This is a genomic window from Actinomadura physcomitrii (assembly GCF_008923205.2).
Taxonomy (GTDB): domain Bacteria; phylum Actinomycetota; class Actinomycetes; order Streptosporangiales; family Streptosporangiaceae; genus Spirillospora; species Spirillospora physcomitrii.
Genome location: NZ_WBMS02000016.1, coordinates 63,035 through 77,045, shown reverse-complemented (window position 1 = coordinate 77,045; position 14,011 = coordinate 63,035). Strand labels below are relative to the sequence as shown.

The 14,011-nt window shown below is 73.4% G+C and carries 14 protein-coding genes; 4 read left to right on the top strand and 10 right to left on the bottom strand.

Annotation, left to right across the window (positions count from 1 at the left end; all coding sequences use genetic code 11):
* Positions 1-93: 93 nt before the first annotated feature.
* The gene (locus F8568_RS21255) at positions 94-1,041 is read left to right on the top strand and encodes a LysR family transcriptional regulator (protein WP_151595447.1); all 948 of its coding nucleotides are present in this window, start codon (positions 94-96) and stop codon (positions 1,039-1,041) included.
* Positions 1,042-1,071: 30 nt separating this feature from the next.
* On the opposite strand, the gene F8568_RS21250 is transcribed toward F8568_RS21255, so the two are convergent.
* A complete protein-coding gene (locus F8568_RS21250; protein ID WP_151595446.1) occupies positions 1,072-2,262 on the bottom strand; it encodes a beta-1,3-glucanase family protein in 1,191 nt (396 codons plus the stop codon).
* 156 nt (positions 2,263-2,418) lie between these two features.
* Positions 2,419-2,661, bottom strand: coding sequence for a hypothetical protein (locus tag F8568_RS21245; RefSeq protein WP_151595445.1), 243 nt, complete (start codon positions 2,659-2,661; stop codon positions 2,419-2,421).
* A gap of 159 nt (positions 2,662-2,820) precedes the next feature.
* Between F8568_RS21245 and F8568_RS21240 the strand changes: the two genes are divergently transcribed.
* The 3 genes from F8568_RS21240 (at position 2,821) to F8568_RS21230 (ending at position 5,510) form a co-directional block, all read left to right on the top strand.
* The gene (locus F8568_RS21240) at positions 2,821-4,410 is read left to right on the top strand and encodes a serine/threonine-protein kinase (protein ID WP_328600978.1); all 1,590 of its coding nucleotides are present in this window, start codon (positions 2,821-2,823) and stop codon (positions 4,408-4,410) included.
* 89 nt (positions 4,411-4,499) lie between these two features.
* Positions 4,500-5,225 carry a GbsR/MarR family transcriptional regulator gene (locus F8568_RS21235; RefSeq protein WP_151595444.1) on the top strand — a complete coding sequence of 242 codons (726 nt, stop codon included), beginning with the start codon at positions 4,500-4,502 and terminating at the stop codon, positions 5,223-5,225.
* 6 nt (positions 5,226-5,231) lie between these two features.
* The gene (locus F8568_RS21230) at positions 5,232-5,510 is read left to right on the top strand and encodes a hypothetical protein (RefSeq protein WP_160573696.1); all 279 of its coding nucleotides are present in this window, start codon (positions 5,232-5,234) and stop codon (positions 5,508-5,510) included.
* Between the two features lie 87 nt (positions 5,511-5,597).
* On the opposite strand, the gene lexA is transcribed toward F8568_RS21230, so the two are convergent.
* From lexA to F8568_RS21190, 8 genes are all read right to left on the bottom strand, one after another.
* Positions 5,598-6,260 (bottom strand): transcriptional repressor LexA, encoded by a 663-nt coding sequence (lexA, locus tag F8568_RS21225; protein WP_151595443.1) that lies wholly within the window; start codon positions 6,258-6,260, stop codon positions 5,598-5,600.
* A 258-nt stretch (positions 6,261-6,518) separates the two neighbouring features.
* Positions 6,519-6,992 (bottom strand): Hsp20/alpha crystallin family protein, encoded by a 474-nt coding sequence (locus F8568_RS21220; RefSeq protein ID WP_151595442.1) that lies wholly within the window; start codon positions 6,990-6,992, stop codon positions 6,519-6,521.
* 151 nt (positions 6,993-7,143) lie between these two features.
* On the bottom strand, positions 7,144-8,073 hold the full coding sequence (locus tag F8568_RS21215) for a peptidase inhibitor family I36 protein (protein ID WP_160573695.1): 930 nt from the start codon (positions 8,071-8,073) through the stop codon (positions 7,144-7,146).
* A gap of 13 nt (positions 8,074-8,086) precedes the next feature.
* Positions 8,087-8,896, bottom strand: coding sequence for a CHAP domain-containing protein (locus tag F8568_RS21210; RefSeq protein WP_160573694.1), 810 nt, complete (start codon positions 8,894-8,896; stop codon positions 8,087-8,089).
* Positions 8,897-8,979: 83 nt separating this feature from the next.
* A complete protein-coding gene (locus tag F8568_RS21205; RefSeq protein WP_202125206.1) occupies positions 8,980-9,855 on the bottom strand; it encodes a peptidoglycan-binding domain-containing protein in 876 nt (291 codons plus the stop codon).
* Between the two features lie 264 nt (positions 9,856-10,119).
* Positions 10,120-11,427: a helix-turn-helix domain-containing protein gene (locus F8568_RS21200; RefSeq protein WP_151595441.1), complete on the bottom strand. Its 1,308-nt coding sequence runs from the start codon at positions 11,425-11,427 to the stop codon at positions 10,120-10,122.
* Positions 11,428-11,683: 256 nt separating this feature from the next.
* On the bottom strand, positions 11,684-12,241 hold the full coding sequence (locus F8568_RS21195; protein WP_160573693.1) for an MmyB family transcriptional regulator: 558 nt from the start codon (positions 12,239-12,241) through the stop codon (positions 11,684-11,686).
* A 495-nt stretch (positions 12,242-12,736) separates the two neighbouring features.
* On the bottom strand, positions 12,737-13,903 hold the full coding sequence (locus F8568_RS21190; protein WP_151595440.1) for a cytochrome P450: 1,167 nt from the start codon (positions 13,901-13,903) through the stop codon (positions 12,737-12,739).
* Positions 13,904-14,011 lie beyond the last annotated feature (108 nt).

Sequence of the window (14,011 nt, the reverse complement as noted above, 5' to 3'; positions counted from 1 at the left end):
CATCCTGCCGCACCCCTCGCACGGACGCCGCACGCCACCCCATCTCTTCGCGGGGTGGAAATGGCCGTTGGTCGTGGCCCTAGGGTCTGCCGCATGGACTTCGAAGCCGTCCGGACGTTCGTCGCCGCCGCGGACGCGGGGCAGTTCCAGGAGGCCGCCGCCGAGCTGGCGGTCACCCAGCAGGCCGTCTCCAAGCGCATCGCGGCGCTGGAGCGCGGCCTCGGCGTGCGGCTGTTCACCCGCACGCCGCGCGGCGCCGAGCTCACCATCGACGGGCAGGCGTTCCTGCCCCAGGCCCGGGAGGTGCTGCGCGCCGCCGACCGGGCCGTCGCGTCCGTGCACGCGGCGCGCCGTCCGCTGCGCGTCGACATCATCAACTCGCGCGGCGCGGTGTCGGGACTGATGCGCGGCTTCCACCGCGCGCACCCCGAGATCGACCTCGACGTGGTGATGCTGCACGACATGGAGACGGCCGTCGGCGCCCTGCGGTCCGGCGCGATCGACGCGACGTTCCGGGCCGTCGGCGAGCCCGGCCGGCCCCTTCCCCGGGACGTCGAGCACGTCCGGGTGCTCGACGAGGCACTCGAACTGCTCACCGGTCCCGGCCACGCGCTGGCGGCCGCGCGGTCGCTGCCCCTCGGGCGGCTGGCCGGGCACCGGATCTGGATGCCCGGCATCGTCCCGGGAAGCGAGTGGGCCGCCTACTACGACGACCTCGTCGCCGAGTTCGGCCTCACCATCGAGGCGACCGGGCCCAACTTCGGATCCGACGCCCTGCTCGACACCGTCGCCGACACCCCGGCCCTGGCCACGTTCATGGGCGCGCGGACGCGTCTCGTCTGGTCGGCGGGACACGGCCTGCGCCGTATCCCGGTGACCGATCCCACGCCCGTCTACCCGCACTCGGTCCTGTGGCACCGCGACAACGCCCATCCGGCGCTGGGCGTTCTGCGCGCCCATCTCGCCGCCGTGGCGTCCGGCCAAGACGGCGCCAGGACCTGGACGCCGGATTGGACGCCGGCTTGGGCGGCCGCGCGCTGACCGCCCAAGCCGGCGCCCCGGGCGGACGGCTCAGCCGACGGTCACGGTCAGGCGCCGCGGGTTGCCGTCGACGGCGGCGCCGGACACGTCCGGTTGCCCGTCCGGGCAGACGTCGTCGTACGGGAACGCGTAGCCGATCGGGGTTTCGGCGTGCAGGATCCGGGCCCAGTGGTTGGTGGTCGGGTCCTGGTAGTAGTCCGACTCCGGGGTGCCGTTCGGCTGGTCGGCGCTGCTCAGGATCGTGCTGCGGTTGAACGCGGCGGCGATGCGGGCGAGCAGGCCCTTCTTGACGTCGGAGTCGCCCGGGTTGTTGGCGAACGGCCCGTCGTTGCAGGTGAAGACGGGCTTGGACGCGGGCCGCGCGAACGTGCTCCCGTCGTTGAAGGTGAGGACGCCGCCGGTGACGCGCCCGGTGTAGACGCCGCGTCCGCCCTGGAGGTCGACGCGCAGGTCGGTGCCGGCGTACTTGTCCCACACCCGGCCGACGTAGCCGTCCCAGTAGGACGAGAAGGCGCCGGGGTTGTCGGCCATGTAGCACTGCGGGGCGATGGCCCGCAGGACGCCGCCGCCGTCGCGGATGACGAGCCGGTCCCAGGGCTGCCCGTCGGCGTTCTTCTGCGCGGCGAGGGCCTCGGCGACCGCGTTCACCGCTCCGGCGGGCGCGGGCGCGACGGTGTGCGCGGCGTCCCCGGCGAGGTCGAGCCCGATCGGCAGCGCGGTGAGCAGGTCGACGTAGGAGATGTTCGCGTACAGCTGGGTCGGGTTGAAGGTGAATTCGCAGAACGACCAGGTCTTCAGGTAGTTCGGGTCGGACGGGTTGGCGAACGCCGGCTCGACGAGCGCGGGCCCGGGGTTGACGTAGAAGGCGAGCTTGTCGTTCTTCACGAAGTAGATGCGGGCCCCGTACATCTGCCCGAGCGTGAGGTTCGCCTCGCCGCCCGCGCCGACGGGGATCGAGCAGTCCACGGGCAGCGGCGTCTGCGGCGCGGACGGCGAGGGCGGATAGTACGGCGTGCTGTCGGCGCGCAGCAGCATCAGCCGGCCGGTGCCCTGCTCGCGGCCGGTGATGTAGGCGCTGACGGGAGCGGAGCCGTGGTTGGCGAGCGTGAGCCCGCACGTGGACGGTGCCGCGGACGCGGGCGTGCCGAGCAGGCCGCGTCCGAACGGGACGGCGAGCGCGGCCGTTCCGGCCGCTGCGAGGAACGATCTGCGGGTGACCAACGGAAACTCTCCTGGCGGGGGTTGGGTCGGTTTGCCGTTGTCTGACGCGCGCATCAGGAAGTGGTGTCGACGCCCATCACGGTTGCGGACAACACCATTACTGCCAAGAGTCTTTCCAATTAAGCCCGCCGCGCGAGCGCAGGAGCCGGCCGGCTCCTAGCAGGCGTCCTCGGCGGCCTCGCCGGGGCCGTGCAGGTCGGACAGGTCGACGTGCTCGGCGACCTCCTCGACGTCGCGGCAGTAGGCGACCAGGCGCCCGTGCCGGGTGAGGAGGAACCAGGTCTGGCCGGCGCGCGCGTCGGGGTGGTGGGCGCGGGCGAAGGCCACGTCCGCGTCGCCGAGCCGGACGGCCTCGACGCGCAGCCCGTCCGGTCCTTCGAGGTGGCCGGCGTGGGGCATGTGGGCAGTGTGCATCAGCCTCCGCGCGCCCACCAGACCCGATGATGGAACGGCGCCGAGCCGCTACGGGGAGTCGCCGGTCGGCGGGCCCGCGCGGGCGCGCGGGATCTTGTCCGGGTTGCCCGGTTTCTGGCGATCGGTGGTTCTAGGCTGTGCGGCGTGACCTCTGGGCGGATGGTGATCGACGGGCGCTTCGAGCTGCGGGGACGGCTCGGCAGCGGCGGGATGGGGACGGTCTGGCGCGCGTTCGACCTGGCCCTGCACCGCGAGGTCGCCCTGAAGGAGGTGCGGCTCGCCGGAACCGATGCGGCCGAGAACGACACGGCGGTGGCGGGGATGATGCGCGAGCGGGTGATGCGCGAGGCGCGCGCGCTGGCCCGGCTCCACCACCCGAACGTGGTGACCATCCACCACATCGTCGACTCGCCCGACATGCCGCACCCGTGGCTCGTCATGGAACTCGTCCCGGGGCGGTCGCTCCAGGACCGGCTGGCGGACGGGCCGCTGCCGCCCGCCGAGGCCGCGGCGATCGGGCGCGGGATCCTCGCGGCCCTGCGCGCCGCGCACGCGGCGGGCATCTGCCACCGCGACGTGAAACCCGCGAACGTCCTGCTGCGCGACGACGGCACGGCGGTGCTGACCGACTTCGGGATCGCGGTGCTGGAGGAGGCGTCGCGGGTCACGGCCACCGGCGGGCTCGTCGGCTCGCCGGAGTACATCGCACCGGAGCGGCTGCACGGCCGCGAGGGGGACCCGGCGTCGGACCTGTGGTCGCTCGGCCTGCTGCTGTACGTGGCGGTCGAGGGCCGGAACCCGCTGCGCCGGCCGACCGCGGCGGCGACGCTCGCGGCGGTGATGGCCGCGCGGATCCCGCCGCCGCGGCACGCCGGTCCGCTCGCGCGCGCACTGCAGGCGCTGCTGGTGCCCGACCCGGCGGCCCGGCCGGCGGCGCCCGAACTGGACCAGCTGCTGGCCCAGGCGGCGGCGGCCGGGCCGAGCCTCGCGCCGCCCCCGCCGCCCCCGCCCGTCCAGCCGGTGGGCCCCGGGACGAATCCGGGCGGGTTCCCGGGCACCGCGCCCGCCGCGCCGGTGCGGCGGCGCCGGATCGGACTGATCATCGGTGCGATCGCCGTGCCCGTGGCCTGCGTGGCTGCGGTGCTGCTCGTGACGGCGATCATCGTCGTCCCGAGGCTGCTCAAGGACGCCGGTGACGCCGACATCGGCGCGCGCCTCCCGTCGTCCGGCCCGTCGGCCCCCTACGACGAGGAAGGCCCGGGGAAGGCCGCCGCCGGGCCGAAGACCCTGCTCACCCCGGCCGCCGTCCGCGACGTGATCAAAAAGTTCGAGGCGGCGTCGGGCGCGAAGCAGTTCGCGGGCATGACGGTCTACGAGGACCGCGCGACCGCCGACGCGCCCGTCCGCGGGCGGCGGGCCGCGTTCGACAACTACACCTACGAGAAGGGCGCCGACGCCGCCGTCAAGGGACGTCCCAGCATCGGCATCACCGACAACGCCACGGTGAACCTGAACGGCTTCAACTGGGACGCCCTGCCGGCGCTCATGAGCCGGGCCGCGCGCACACTGAAGGTGCCCAAGCCGACGAACAAGTACGTGATCATCAAGGCGTCGTGGACCTTCAACGGCGACCGGCCGACCATGATGGTCTACTTCACCGACGACTACGGGGGCGGCTACCTCGCGGCGAACGCGCAGGGCAAGGTCGTCACGACCGTCCCGGCCGACTCCTGACGGACGCGCCCCCGCCGGAGCGCTCATCATCTTTCCGGAAGCGCGAACGCTATGGTGAGGACGTCCGAGGAGCGCGAAGGAGGGCCGTGATGCCGGGAGGCAGGCTCACCCAGCAGGAACGCCAGCAGATCGCGGCCGGGCTGGCCGACGGCCTGGCCTACGCGGAGATCGCCCGGCGTCTCGACCGTCCGACGTCGACGGTCACCCGCGAGGTGATGCGCAACGGCGGCCCCACCGGCTACCGCGCCGACCTGGCGCACCGCGCCACCGAGCGCCGCGCCCGCCGGCGCAGGCGGCCCGCGGCGCGCGGCGCGGAGCCGCCGGCGCAGGCCGACGGGCGCGACCCCGAGGCCGTGCGCGAGTTCGAGGAGACGCTCACCACCGTCTTCATGGCCTCGGGCACGCCCAAGATGATGGCCCGCGTGATGGCCTGCCTCTACACCACCGACTCCGGCAGCCTCACCGCGGCCGAACTCGCCGGGCGCCTCCAGGTCAGCCCGGCGTCGGTGTCCAAGTCGATCACGTTCCTGGAGGAGCAGGGCCTCGTCCGGCGGGAACGCGCCGAGGGCCGCCGGGAGCGCTACATCGTCGACGACGACATCTGGTACCAGTCGCTGGTCGCCAGCGCCAAGGCGCTCGTGCAGGTCATGGAGGCCATGCGGCAGGGCGTCACCGTCCTCGGCCCCGGCACGCCCGCCGCCGCGCGCCTCGAAGGCGGGGCCCGCTTCATCGACTTCGTCAGCGAGAGCCTGCTGCGCTCCGCCGAGCAGGCCCGCGAGGTGCTCCACACCGGTCCGGCCGCCGCGTCCGGTTAGGGGATCATGACGACCTTCCCCGTGGCCCGGTCGTTCTCCATGTGGCGGCGGCTCGTCCGCTGGCTCGACGACCACGGGCACGGCGAGCCCCCCGCCGACCTGCGCGCCGACTTCTCCGGGCCGGCGCTGATCGAGGACGGGTGCGCGGACGTCACCGAGGTCTACACGAGCTCCGGGCCGGGCTGCGCCGCCACCGGGGACCCGTGCACGTCATCGTCGGCTCCGACGACCCGCTCACCCCTGAAGGGCAGGCCCTGCTGGACGCGCTCCCGGACGTCACCGTGACGGTCATCCCGGGCGCGGGCCACCATCCGCAACTCACCCATCCGGAGGAGGTGGCGCGGGCCGTCGGCTCCGGATGACGGCGCCGGTTCAGACGCTTCGCAGGACCGAGACGACGATGCCGAGGATGACCGCGCGGTCGCCGTCGATGACGTCGTACGCCGGGTTGCGGGGTTCGAGGAGGACGTGCCCGCCGCGGCGCCGGTAGACCTTGACGGTGGCCTCGTCGTCGATCATCGCGGCGACGATCTGGCCCGAGTGCGCCTCGGGCTGCCGGCGGACCACGACGGTGTCGCCGTCGCAGATCGCCGCCTCGATCATCGAGTCGCCGCGCACCCGCAGGGCGAACACGGTGCCGCGCCCGACGAGCTCGCGGGGCAGCGACAGGACGTCGTCGGCGTGCTGCTCGGCGATGATCGGCGCGCCGGCGGCGATGTCGCCGACGACCGGGACGGGCACCGAGTCGCCGGCGGGCGCCTCGTCCGCGCCGTCCCGCAGGAAGGACCGCACGTCGATCGGGCGGGCCACGGCGGCGCCGCGGCGCAGGAAGCCCTTGTCCTCCAGGCTCGCGAGGTGCCGCGACACCGACGACGCGGACCGCAGCCCGACGGCGTCGCCGATCTGGCGGGTGCTCGGCGGGTAGCCGTACCGGACGACCCAGTCCCGGATCGTGGCCAGGATCCGCTGCTGGCGCGGCGGCAGGGCCGAGACGTCCAGGCCCTCGAACACATCATGATCCTGATATCCGGCCATCCGCGGAATTGTAGAGGTCCCACGGCCCCGCGCGCGGCAGGGCGGCGGCGGTGAGATGCTCGCGGGGTGACGGACATGTGCGACCGAGGACGGGACGCCGGCGGCACCGTCGCCGAAGCCGACCGCCGCGCCCTGACGGCACCGCGCGTGCCCGCCGGTGCCGCGTCCGCGAAGGGACACCGGTAAGGCAAGCAAGCGCGGGCTCGCCGCCGGAGCGGCGAGCCCGCGCGTTGTCGTCGGCCGTGGAACGGCCCTTGATCAGGCGTTCTGGTCGGTGCCGTCCTCGCCGCCGGTCACGGCCGGCCGCCCGCCGACGGTGACGGCGACGCGATGCGGCTCCGTCTCGGCGAACGCGCCCGCGACCCGCACCTTCAGCACGCCCGCGTCGTAGTCGGCCGTGACGGCGTCGGCGGTGACGTGCTCGGGCAGCACGAACTCGCGGCGGAAGGCGCCGTAGCGCACCTCGCGGCGGCCGCGCTCGCCCGTCCGCTCGTCGCGGCGCTCACCGCGCACGACCAGCCGTCCCCGCTCGACCTCGATCGCGACGTCCTTGCCGGCGTCCAGGCCCGGCAGGTCCAGGCTGACGACGGCGTCCTGGCCGTCCCGGGCGACCTCGGCCGTCGGGACGAACCCGGCGAACCGCTCGTCGGCGCGGTAGGGGCCGAAGGCGCGCCGGACCAGCGCGTCGAACTCGGTGAAGGGGTCCCGCTGCCAGAGCGTCAGGCTGCTCATCTCGATCTCCTCCGTCTCACTCCTGCGGCTTCCGACTAAGTAAACATGAGTCGGGTCGACTCAATTCCCGTCGGCGCGAGGATTTTCGCGGGAACGCGAAGCGGCGGGGCGCCGGCGGGTCGCCGGTGCCCCGCCGCGGGCGGGGAGAGCGTCAGGACAGGACGATGTCCCGGTAGTAGTGGCGGAGGATCGCCCGGAAGTCCGAGCCGGCGTTCGCCATGTCGCGCGAGCCGTACTGGGACATCCAGTTGCCGTCCACCCAGGCGCCGCAGGCGGTCGTGGTGGAGCAGTAGTGCGCGATCAGGATGTTGCCGCTGCGGGTCATCCGGGTCGACCACGTGCGGTCGACGGCGGCGGACGTCGACGACACCGCCGAGGACGGCCGGTACACCTGGTCGCCCGTGTCGTCCCGGACGTCGTAGCACGCGCCGCCCGGGGTCTTGCGGGTCGAGTGCAGCGCCCAGTACCAGGCGTAGCTCTTGACCGCCATCGCCCCGGCGTCCAGCGACGCGCTCGGCCAGCTCGAGATCCACTCGTTCGGGAGGACGTTCTTGACGTAGGTCTTGAAGTCGACCCGGTCCACCCGGCCGAGGCTCACCCGGTACACCAGGATCGAGGTCGGCAGCTTGCTGTTGGTGCCGTCGGTCTTGCAGCCGGTGGGCGGCGACACCAGGATCTGGTGGGAGGCGTTGTTGTTCTTCAGCGTGGCGTTCAGGTTGCCCTTCGCACCGGCCGCGAAGTCCTGGTAGGAGCCGGCGTAGTTGCTGTTGTAGTAGACCCGCACCGTGTGGCTCGTGCGGTTCCACACCGACGCCGCGTTGTTCTTCACGCAGACGCCCTTGCCGTTTCCGGCGCCCTTGAACTCGTAGCAGGTCGGCTGGGTCGTCCCGTAGTCGTCCAGGGAGCTGGTGAAGTCGGAGATCGAACCGGCCTCGTTGCTGTTGAAGTAGTAGCAGAACTCGCCGCTGTCGCAGACCCCGTCACGGGACGCCGCGGACGCCGGCCCGGCCACCACCACGGCTCCGGCCATGACCGTCGCCACGGCGGCCAGCAGGCCGATCAGCCTTGCGCGAATCGCCATTTCCGGCCGCCTCTCAGAAGTGGAGCATCCACTGGAAGTCGGCCTGGGCGCTGCTCACGTGCACGTGCGAGCGCGTGCCGTAGGCGAGCGGGTTGTTCCAGTTGTACTCCTCGACGTCGAATGAGCCGTCGGAGTAGACCTTGTTCACGTAGGCGACGTGCCCGACCTTGTGGACGTCATTGACGGCGATCGCGCCGACGGACGGGGTCTTGTTGACGGTCACGCCGACCCGGCGGGCCGCGTCGTCCCAGGTGCCCGCGTTACCCCAGGTGGTCCCGCCGTAGGAGTTGCTGAAGTTCGGGACGCCGAGCCGGCTCGCGATCCGCCACGCTGCGAAGGCGGTGCAGTTGTTCTGCGCGAATCCCCGCGCGTTGCCGTCGTAGTCGTTGCGCGGCGTCTGCCCGGATCCGTCGAGGATCTGGTGGGAGGCGTTGTTGTTCTTCAGCGTGGCGTTCAGGTTGCCCTTCGCACCGGCCGCGAAGTCCTGGTGGGAGCCGCCGTAGTTGCTGTTGTAGTAGACCCGCACCGTGTGGCTCGTGCGGTTCCACACCGACGCCGCGTTGTTCTTCACGCAGACGCCCTTGCCGTTTCCGGCGCCCTTGAACTCGTAGCAGGAGGGCTGGGTGGCGCCGTAGTCGCCGATCGAGGTGGTGAAGTCGGAGATCGATCCGGCCTCGTTGCTGTTGTAGTAGTAGCAGAACTCACCGCTGTCGCAGACCCCGTCGCGGGACGCCGCGTACGCGGGCGAGACGGAGGCGACGAGGGGCGCGGTGAGCGCCAGCGCTGCGCCGGCGATCGTCAGGGACTTCTTCAGGTGCGGCATGGTCTCCTCTTTCGATAGGGGGTGTGGAGATGCATGGAACGCCTGGTCGGGGTCGGGGTCGGGGTCCGGGAAGCCGGACCCGGTCAGTGGGTGCGCTGGTACTCCTCCCAGGTCTGGATGGGGATGCGCGGCCCGTCGTCCGGGGCCCGGTTGGCGAGGCCGTTGAGGCCGAGGTAGTAGTCGCCGGTCTGGTGCTGCGCCTGGCTGGACAGGTCGGTGTCGCTGATCGCCGCGGCGTGGATGTGCCAGGGCCAGTCGCCCTGGTCCGGGTTGCGGACCCAGGCCGCGAACCCGACCTGGCGCAGCGCGCGCGCCACGGACGTGCGGGTGGCGGCGGACATCCCGGTAACGCTGATGTCGACGACGCCGCCGCCGTCGTGGGTGCCGGCGGACGAGGGGTCCCCGCCGGGGTTGTAGGAGCCCTGCGACAGCACGAGCTTGCGGCCGAGCAGCCGTTCGGCCTCGGTGAGCATCGCCTGGGTGCGGGCGTCGACCGTGTACCCGTCGCGCTGGACCTTCGCGCCCGGACCGATCTTGTTGGTGACCGTGTAGCGGTTCTCGCCGAGCTTGGCGAGCGACGTGGCGCCCGGCAGGCCGTTCGCGGCGAGCCCGCTGTACCCGAGGGAGCGCTGGTAGGCCGCGTACGCCGAGATGGTCTCCGTGCCGAAGTAGCCGTCGACCCAGCGGGCGTCCAGGAGGTCCCTGGCCTGGAGCGCCTGCTCGACGGCCAGGACGGACGCCTTCGCGCCCGGGGTCAGCGTGTCGTCGGCGCGCCGCGGGTCGATCTGCGCGGCCAGGACGGTGGCCTCCATATTGACGGCGGGCAGAGCGGCGGGTGCGGCGGCGGGAGCGGCGTGCGGCGCGGCGGACGCCTGCACCGCGCCCGCCGCCAGGCCGCCGGTGACCGCGACGGTCGCGAGCAGCCCCGTGATGGCGGCCCGGGTCCTCGTCAGCTTCATGCGGTGCGTCCTTCCGTTCGGTCGACTCGGCTCGTCGCCCCTCGTTGCTACCGGCCGCATTGATTGATCGACACATCCGCCGAAGAAGATCAATCAGCGCCGTACACCGGGACCGCCGGGGACTGTCAGGACGACCGGTTCGGCCGTTGTAAGGGCAGGCCAGAGGGGGTTTCGATGGCACGGGCCGGGCCGGTGACCGGAGCGCCGCGGCGTCGTTCGGCGAACGCCGGAGTCCATCGTCCGAACGCGGGCGGGCGCGTCTGCTCAGGAGGCGCTGGGGTACTTGCAGGCGGCCTCGCGCGCCGACGCGTCGACCGTCGGGGACGGCGCCGCCAGCGCCGCCGCGGCGTGCGGGCCGGGCAGCCGCAGCGACGCGACGGCCGCCGCCTCGGCCGGGGCGCCGCCGCCGTAGCAGGCCACCGCCGCGACCGGGACGCGGTCACCGGGGCGCACGGGGGCCGGCAGCCGGTCGGGCCGCCAGGTGACCGACAGGCTGGTCGTGGTGTCGCCGGTCATCCCGATCTGGTGCCACAGGCGCAGCTCGGGGCTGGCGGGGTCGGCCGCGTAGTAGGCGGCGAACCCCACGATCTGCACGTCCGAGCCCGCCGCGGTGAGGACGACGCGGGAGTCCGGCGAGGGCTCCCCGATGGCCTTGAGGGACAGCTTCTTCGGCGCGGGATGCGCCCCGGCGCACCCGGACGGCGCGAGGTGCGTGGGCGGGTTGCCGTGCACGACGGCGGAGGCGACGACGCGGCCGTCCGGGAGCACGAACCAGCGGCTGTCCGGGATGCCCGCCGTCCGGTCGGTGACCTTGTCGCCGATGCAGAAGCCGGTGAACCCGATGACGCAGCCCGCCGGGACCGTCGCCACCGCCGGCCGGTCGAGGCCGGCGCCGGACCGGATGTGCGCGCCGTCGCCGTACGCGGTGGCGGTGAACTTCGGGTTCGTCCCCGGCATCGGGCAGCCGCCCATGTCCATGTGCCCGCCGTCGCGCCCGCCGAGGCTCAGCCCGATGACGAACAGGCCGGCCGCGAGCAGGACCGCCGCGGCGATGGCGGCGGCGTTCCGCTTGGTCAGGCCGCCGTCCGCGGCCGGTCCGATGACGATCGAATGGAACTCGCGCGGCACCGGCGGCTCGTTCGGCACGTCCGGCCGCAGGATCTCCCGCCTGACGACGGTCTCCGCACCCGCGTCCTCTTCCCCTGGGTTCCCTGTGCCGTCTACGCCCGCGTCCTCTACGCCTGGGCCCTCGTCTTCCGGGGCGGGCTCCTTGTCTTCCGGGGCGGGCGCCGCGTCCTCCGACGCCTGCACGGCGGCGTGGACTTCTTTCCAGCGGCGCTCCCACTTCTCGGTATCGCCGTCGCACGCGCCGACAAAGGCGAGCGTCACCGATAACGTCGGCAACCGGACGCCGCTGGCGGCTTCCGACAGTGTCGAGGCGCTGTATCCGGCGAGTTGCGCCAGTTGACGGTAGGTCGGCTCGCCCGCGGACAGCCGCAGCGCGCGCAGATCGTGCGCGAACGACTCCAGCGGGCCGGCCGCCGGGTCCAGCGGGCGTTCACGACGAGCCATGCAACCGTCCAGCCAGGGGTGCCCGCGCGGCCGCTCGCGCGGGGCCGATCTCGGATGCGCGCCGCTCCGTCCGGCGGCCGCCTGCCGCGGTCAATATAGCGGCCTTACCCGCAATACCGCGCGTTCCGGCGGCTTAACGCGCCGGTAACGGCCGGTATCGGAATGGAAGGCGGGTCGGTCCGCGATTCATCAGCCATTGTGGGAGCCCATGGTCAGGGTGCGTTGCGATCGATTCGGCCGGGCATTCGCCACGATCTCAGCTCACCATTGACCTCCGCTCCGCCGCCGGTCCTAGCGTGATCGAGAACAAAGTAGAACCGGCGTGCCGATCTGTCCAGACCTCCCCCTCCCAGGACGCGGGCGCGTCCGGGGCGCCGGTGGCGAACTCCTCGGTGCCGATGACCCGCAGCAGGTCGAGGCGCTCGCGGGTGTCGGCGTCCGCGTGGGCGAGGACCACCAGTTTCCGGGACAGGTCGGGGGTGAGCAGGATTTCGCAGTCCATCAGCAGGCGGCCCACCCGGGGGTGCAGGAGGGTCTTGCGGTCGAGGCGCCGGACCGCCACCCGGTGCTCGGCCCAGTGCCGGCGGAAGTCGGCGCTCTCGGCGCTCAGCCGTTCGACGAGCCCGGTGACGTCCGGGTCCCCGGAGCGGCGTCCGGCGACGGCGCGCAGGTCCGCCACGAGGGCCAGCGCCGCGTCGCCGAGCGCCTCGACGGGCCGGATCCGCGCCGTCCGGCGCGCGGCGATCCGGGCCGCCGCGACGGCCGCGACGATCGCCGCCACCGCCGCCGCGACCGGCTCCGCCGCGGCATCCACGGCGAGCGCCGGATGTCAATGAGCGGCGACGGCCGGGAGCGGTACCCGCGAGGGACGGCGTCCATGGCGCGGTGGCGGTAATCGGAGAGTTGCACATCATCGACGCGTAGTTACGGCGTCGGGAGAATTTGCACCGCTCTGCCTTACGAGCGGCGCCATGTCGATCACCGCGACCCGCCATGGGAGACCCCGATGCCCGCCGCCACCACCACCGGCCGCCGCGCCGCCCCCGTCCACCATCCCGTCCTGGCATGCGACTGCCCCGGATGCCCCACCTGCGGGGGTAGCGGCACGCTGCCCGGCGGCCGCACCTGCGGAACGTGCCAAGGGACGGGACGGTGCTCGCACGGCGGCGGCCGTTGACGCGCGGCCGGCGCCTCCGCGCCACCTCCGCGACGCCAGCGCGAGCGCCGCCACGGGCCGCCGCGCCCAATGAGTTCATAGTCGGCCCGCCGGCACCGTCGAGGGCCCGGGCGACTGACCGGCCCCCGGCCCCTACCGCTCCCAGGTGAGGGGGAGGGTGTCGAGGCCGAGGACGAGGCTGGCGTGCTCGGCGGGGCGGGCGTCCTGGGGGATCCGGTAGTGCGGGATGCGCCGGTGCCACTCCTCCAGGGCGACCCGCAGCTCCAGCCGGGCCAGGTGGGAGCCGAGGCAGCGGTGCGGGCCCGCGCCGAACGCGATGTGCCGGTTGGACGCGCGGTCGAAGTCGACGGTCCGCGGGTCGGGGAACATGCGGGGGTCGCGGTTGGCCATCGCGAGGGGCAGCATCACCATGTCGCCGGCGTGCATGGGGCAGCCCTGCTTCGTGACGTCCGTGGTGAGCCTGCGGGCGGGCAGCACCAGGGAGTAGGCGCGCAGCAGTTCCTCGACGGCGTCGGGGACGATGCCGGGCTCCGCCGCGATCCGGGCCCGGTCGGCGTCGTGCCGCGCCAGGTGCCAGAACGAGTACGACAGCTGCGCGGCGACGGTGTCGAGGCCGGCCAGGAACAGCAGGGTGCACAGCTGCAGCAGCTCGTCGTCGGTGACGGGCCTGCCGTCCGGCTCGAAGGCGATCGCGGCGCTGACGACGTCGTCGCGCGGGTCCCGGCGCCGCTCGGCGATCAGCTCCTGGAACAGGGCCGCCACCCGGCCCATGGCCTCGACGCGCCCGCCCTCCGCCGGCGGCGCGTGCAGGATCGCGTACTCCCACTCCAGGAACTCCTCGAGCCTGGAGACGGGCAGCCCCATGAACTCGAGGAAGACGGCCGTCGGGTAGCGGCGGGCGAAGTCGGCGACGAAGTCGCACCCGCCCCCGGCGGCCAGCGCGTCGATCAGCTCGGCGCACCGCCGCCGGACGGCGCCCTCCATCGCGGCGGCCCGGGCCGGGGTGAACAGCGGGCGCAGCAGCCGCCGCCAGGTGGTGTGCTCGGGCGGGTCCAGCATGACCGGTATCCACCGGTAGGACGGGTCCGGGTCGATGACGGCGATGGCGCGGCTGGAGTGCGCGGTGGTGTCCTGGTAGGCGGCGAGGATGTCGGCGTACCGGGTCAGCACCCAGAATCCGTCCCGTGCGGAGCTGCGGAAGGCCGGGCACTGCTCGCGGAGCTCGTCGAGCATCGCGTGGGTGGTGCCGGGCGGGCGGGGCTCTCCGAAGGGGTCGAAGTCGATCCGAGGATGGCTCATCGCACTCCCGCCCGCCGCACGGCTCCGTTGAGTTGTGGGGGGGGGGGGGGGGGGGGGGGGGGGGGGGCGCGCGCCCCCCCCCCCCCCCCCACAGGGGGGGGGGGGCGG

What these genes read in the sequence shown, in the direction of transcription:
- F8568_RS21235 (WP_151595444.1), top strand. Translation starts at nt 4,500, where the DNA reads ATGCCGGGAGGCAGGCTCACCCAGCAGGAACGCCAGCAGATCGCGGCC.
- F8568_RS21255 (WP_151595447.1), top strand. Translation starts at nt 94, where the DNA reads ATGGACTTCGAAGCCGTCCGGACGTTCGTCGCCGCCGCGGACGCGGGG.
- F8568_RS21190 (WP_151595440.1), bottom strand. Translation starts at nt 13,903, where the DNA reads ATGAGCCATCCTCGGATCGACTTCGACCCCTTCGGAGAGCCCCGCCCG.
- F8568_RS21220 (WP_151595442.1), bottom strand. Translation starts at nt 6,992, where the DNA reads ATGAGCAGCCTGACGCTCTGGCAGCGGGACCCCTTCACCGAGTTCGAC.
- F8568_RS21210 (WP_160573694.1), bottom strand. Translation starts at nt 8,896, where the DNA reads ATGCCGCACCTGAAGAAGTCCCTGACGATCGCCGGCGCAGCGCTGGCG.
- lexA (WP_151595443.1), bottom strand. Translation starts at nt 6,260, where the DNA reads ATGGCCGGATATCAGGATCATGATGTGTTCGAGGGCCTGGACGTCTCG.
- F8568_RS21215 (WP_160573695.1), bottom strand. Translation starts at nt 8,073, where the DNA reads ATGGCGATTCGCGCAAGGCTGATCGGCCTGCTGGCCGCCGTGGCGACG.
- F8568_RS21205 (WP_202125206.1), bottom strand. Translation starts at nt 9,855, where the DNA reads ATGAAGCTGACGAGGACCCGGGCCGCCATCACGGGGCTGCTCGCGACC.
- F8568_RS21200 (WP_151595441.1), bottom strand. Translation starts at nt 11,427, where the DNA reads ATGGCTCGTCGTGAACGCCCGCTGGACCCGGCGGCCGGCCCGCTGGAG.
- F8568_RS21245 (WP_151595445.1), bottom strand. Translation starts at nt 2,661, where the DNA reads ATGCCCCACGCCGGCCACCTCGAAGGACCGGACGGGCTGCGCGTCGAG.
- F8568_RS21230 (WP_160573696.1), top strand. Translation starts at nt 5,232, where the DNA reads ATGACGACCTTCCCCGTGGCCCGGTCGTTCTCCATGTGGCGGCGGCTC.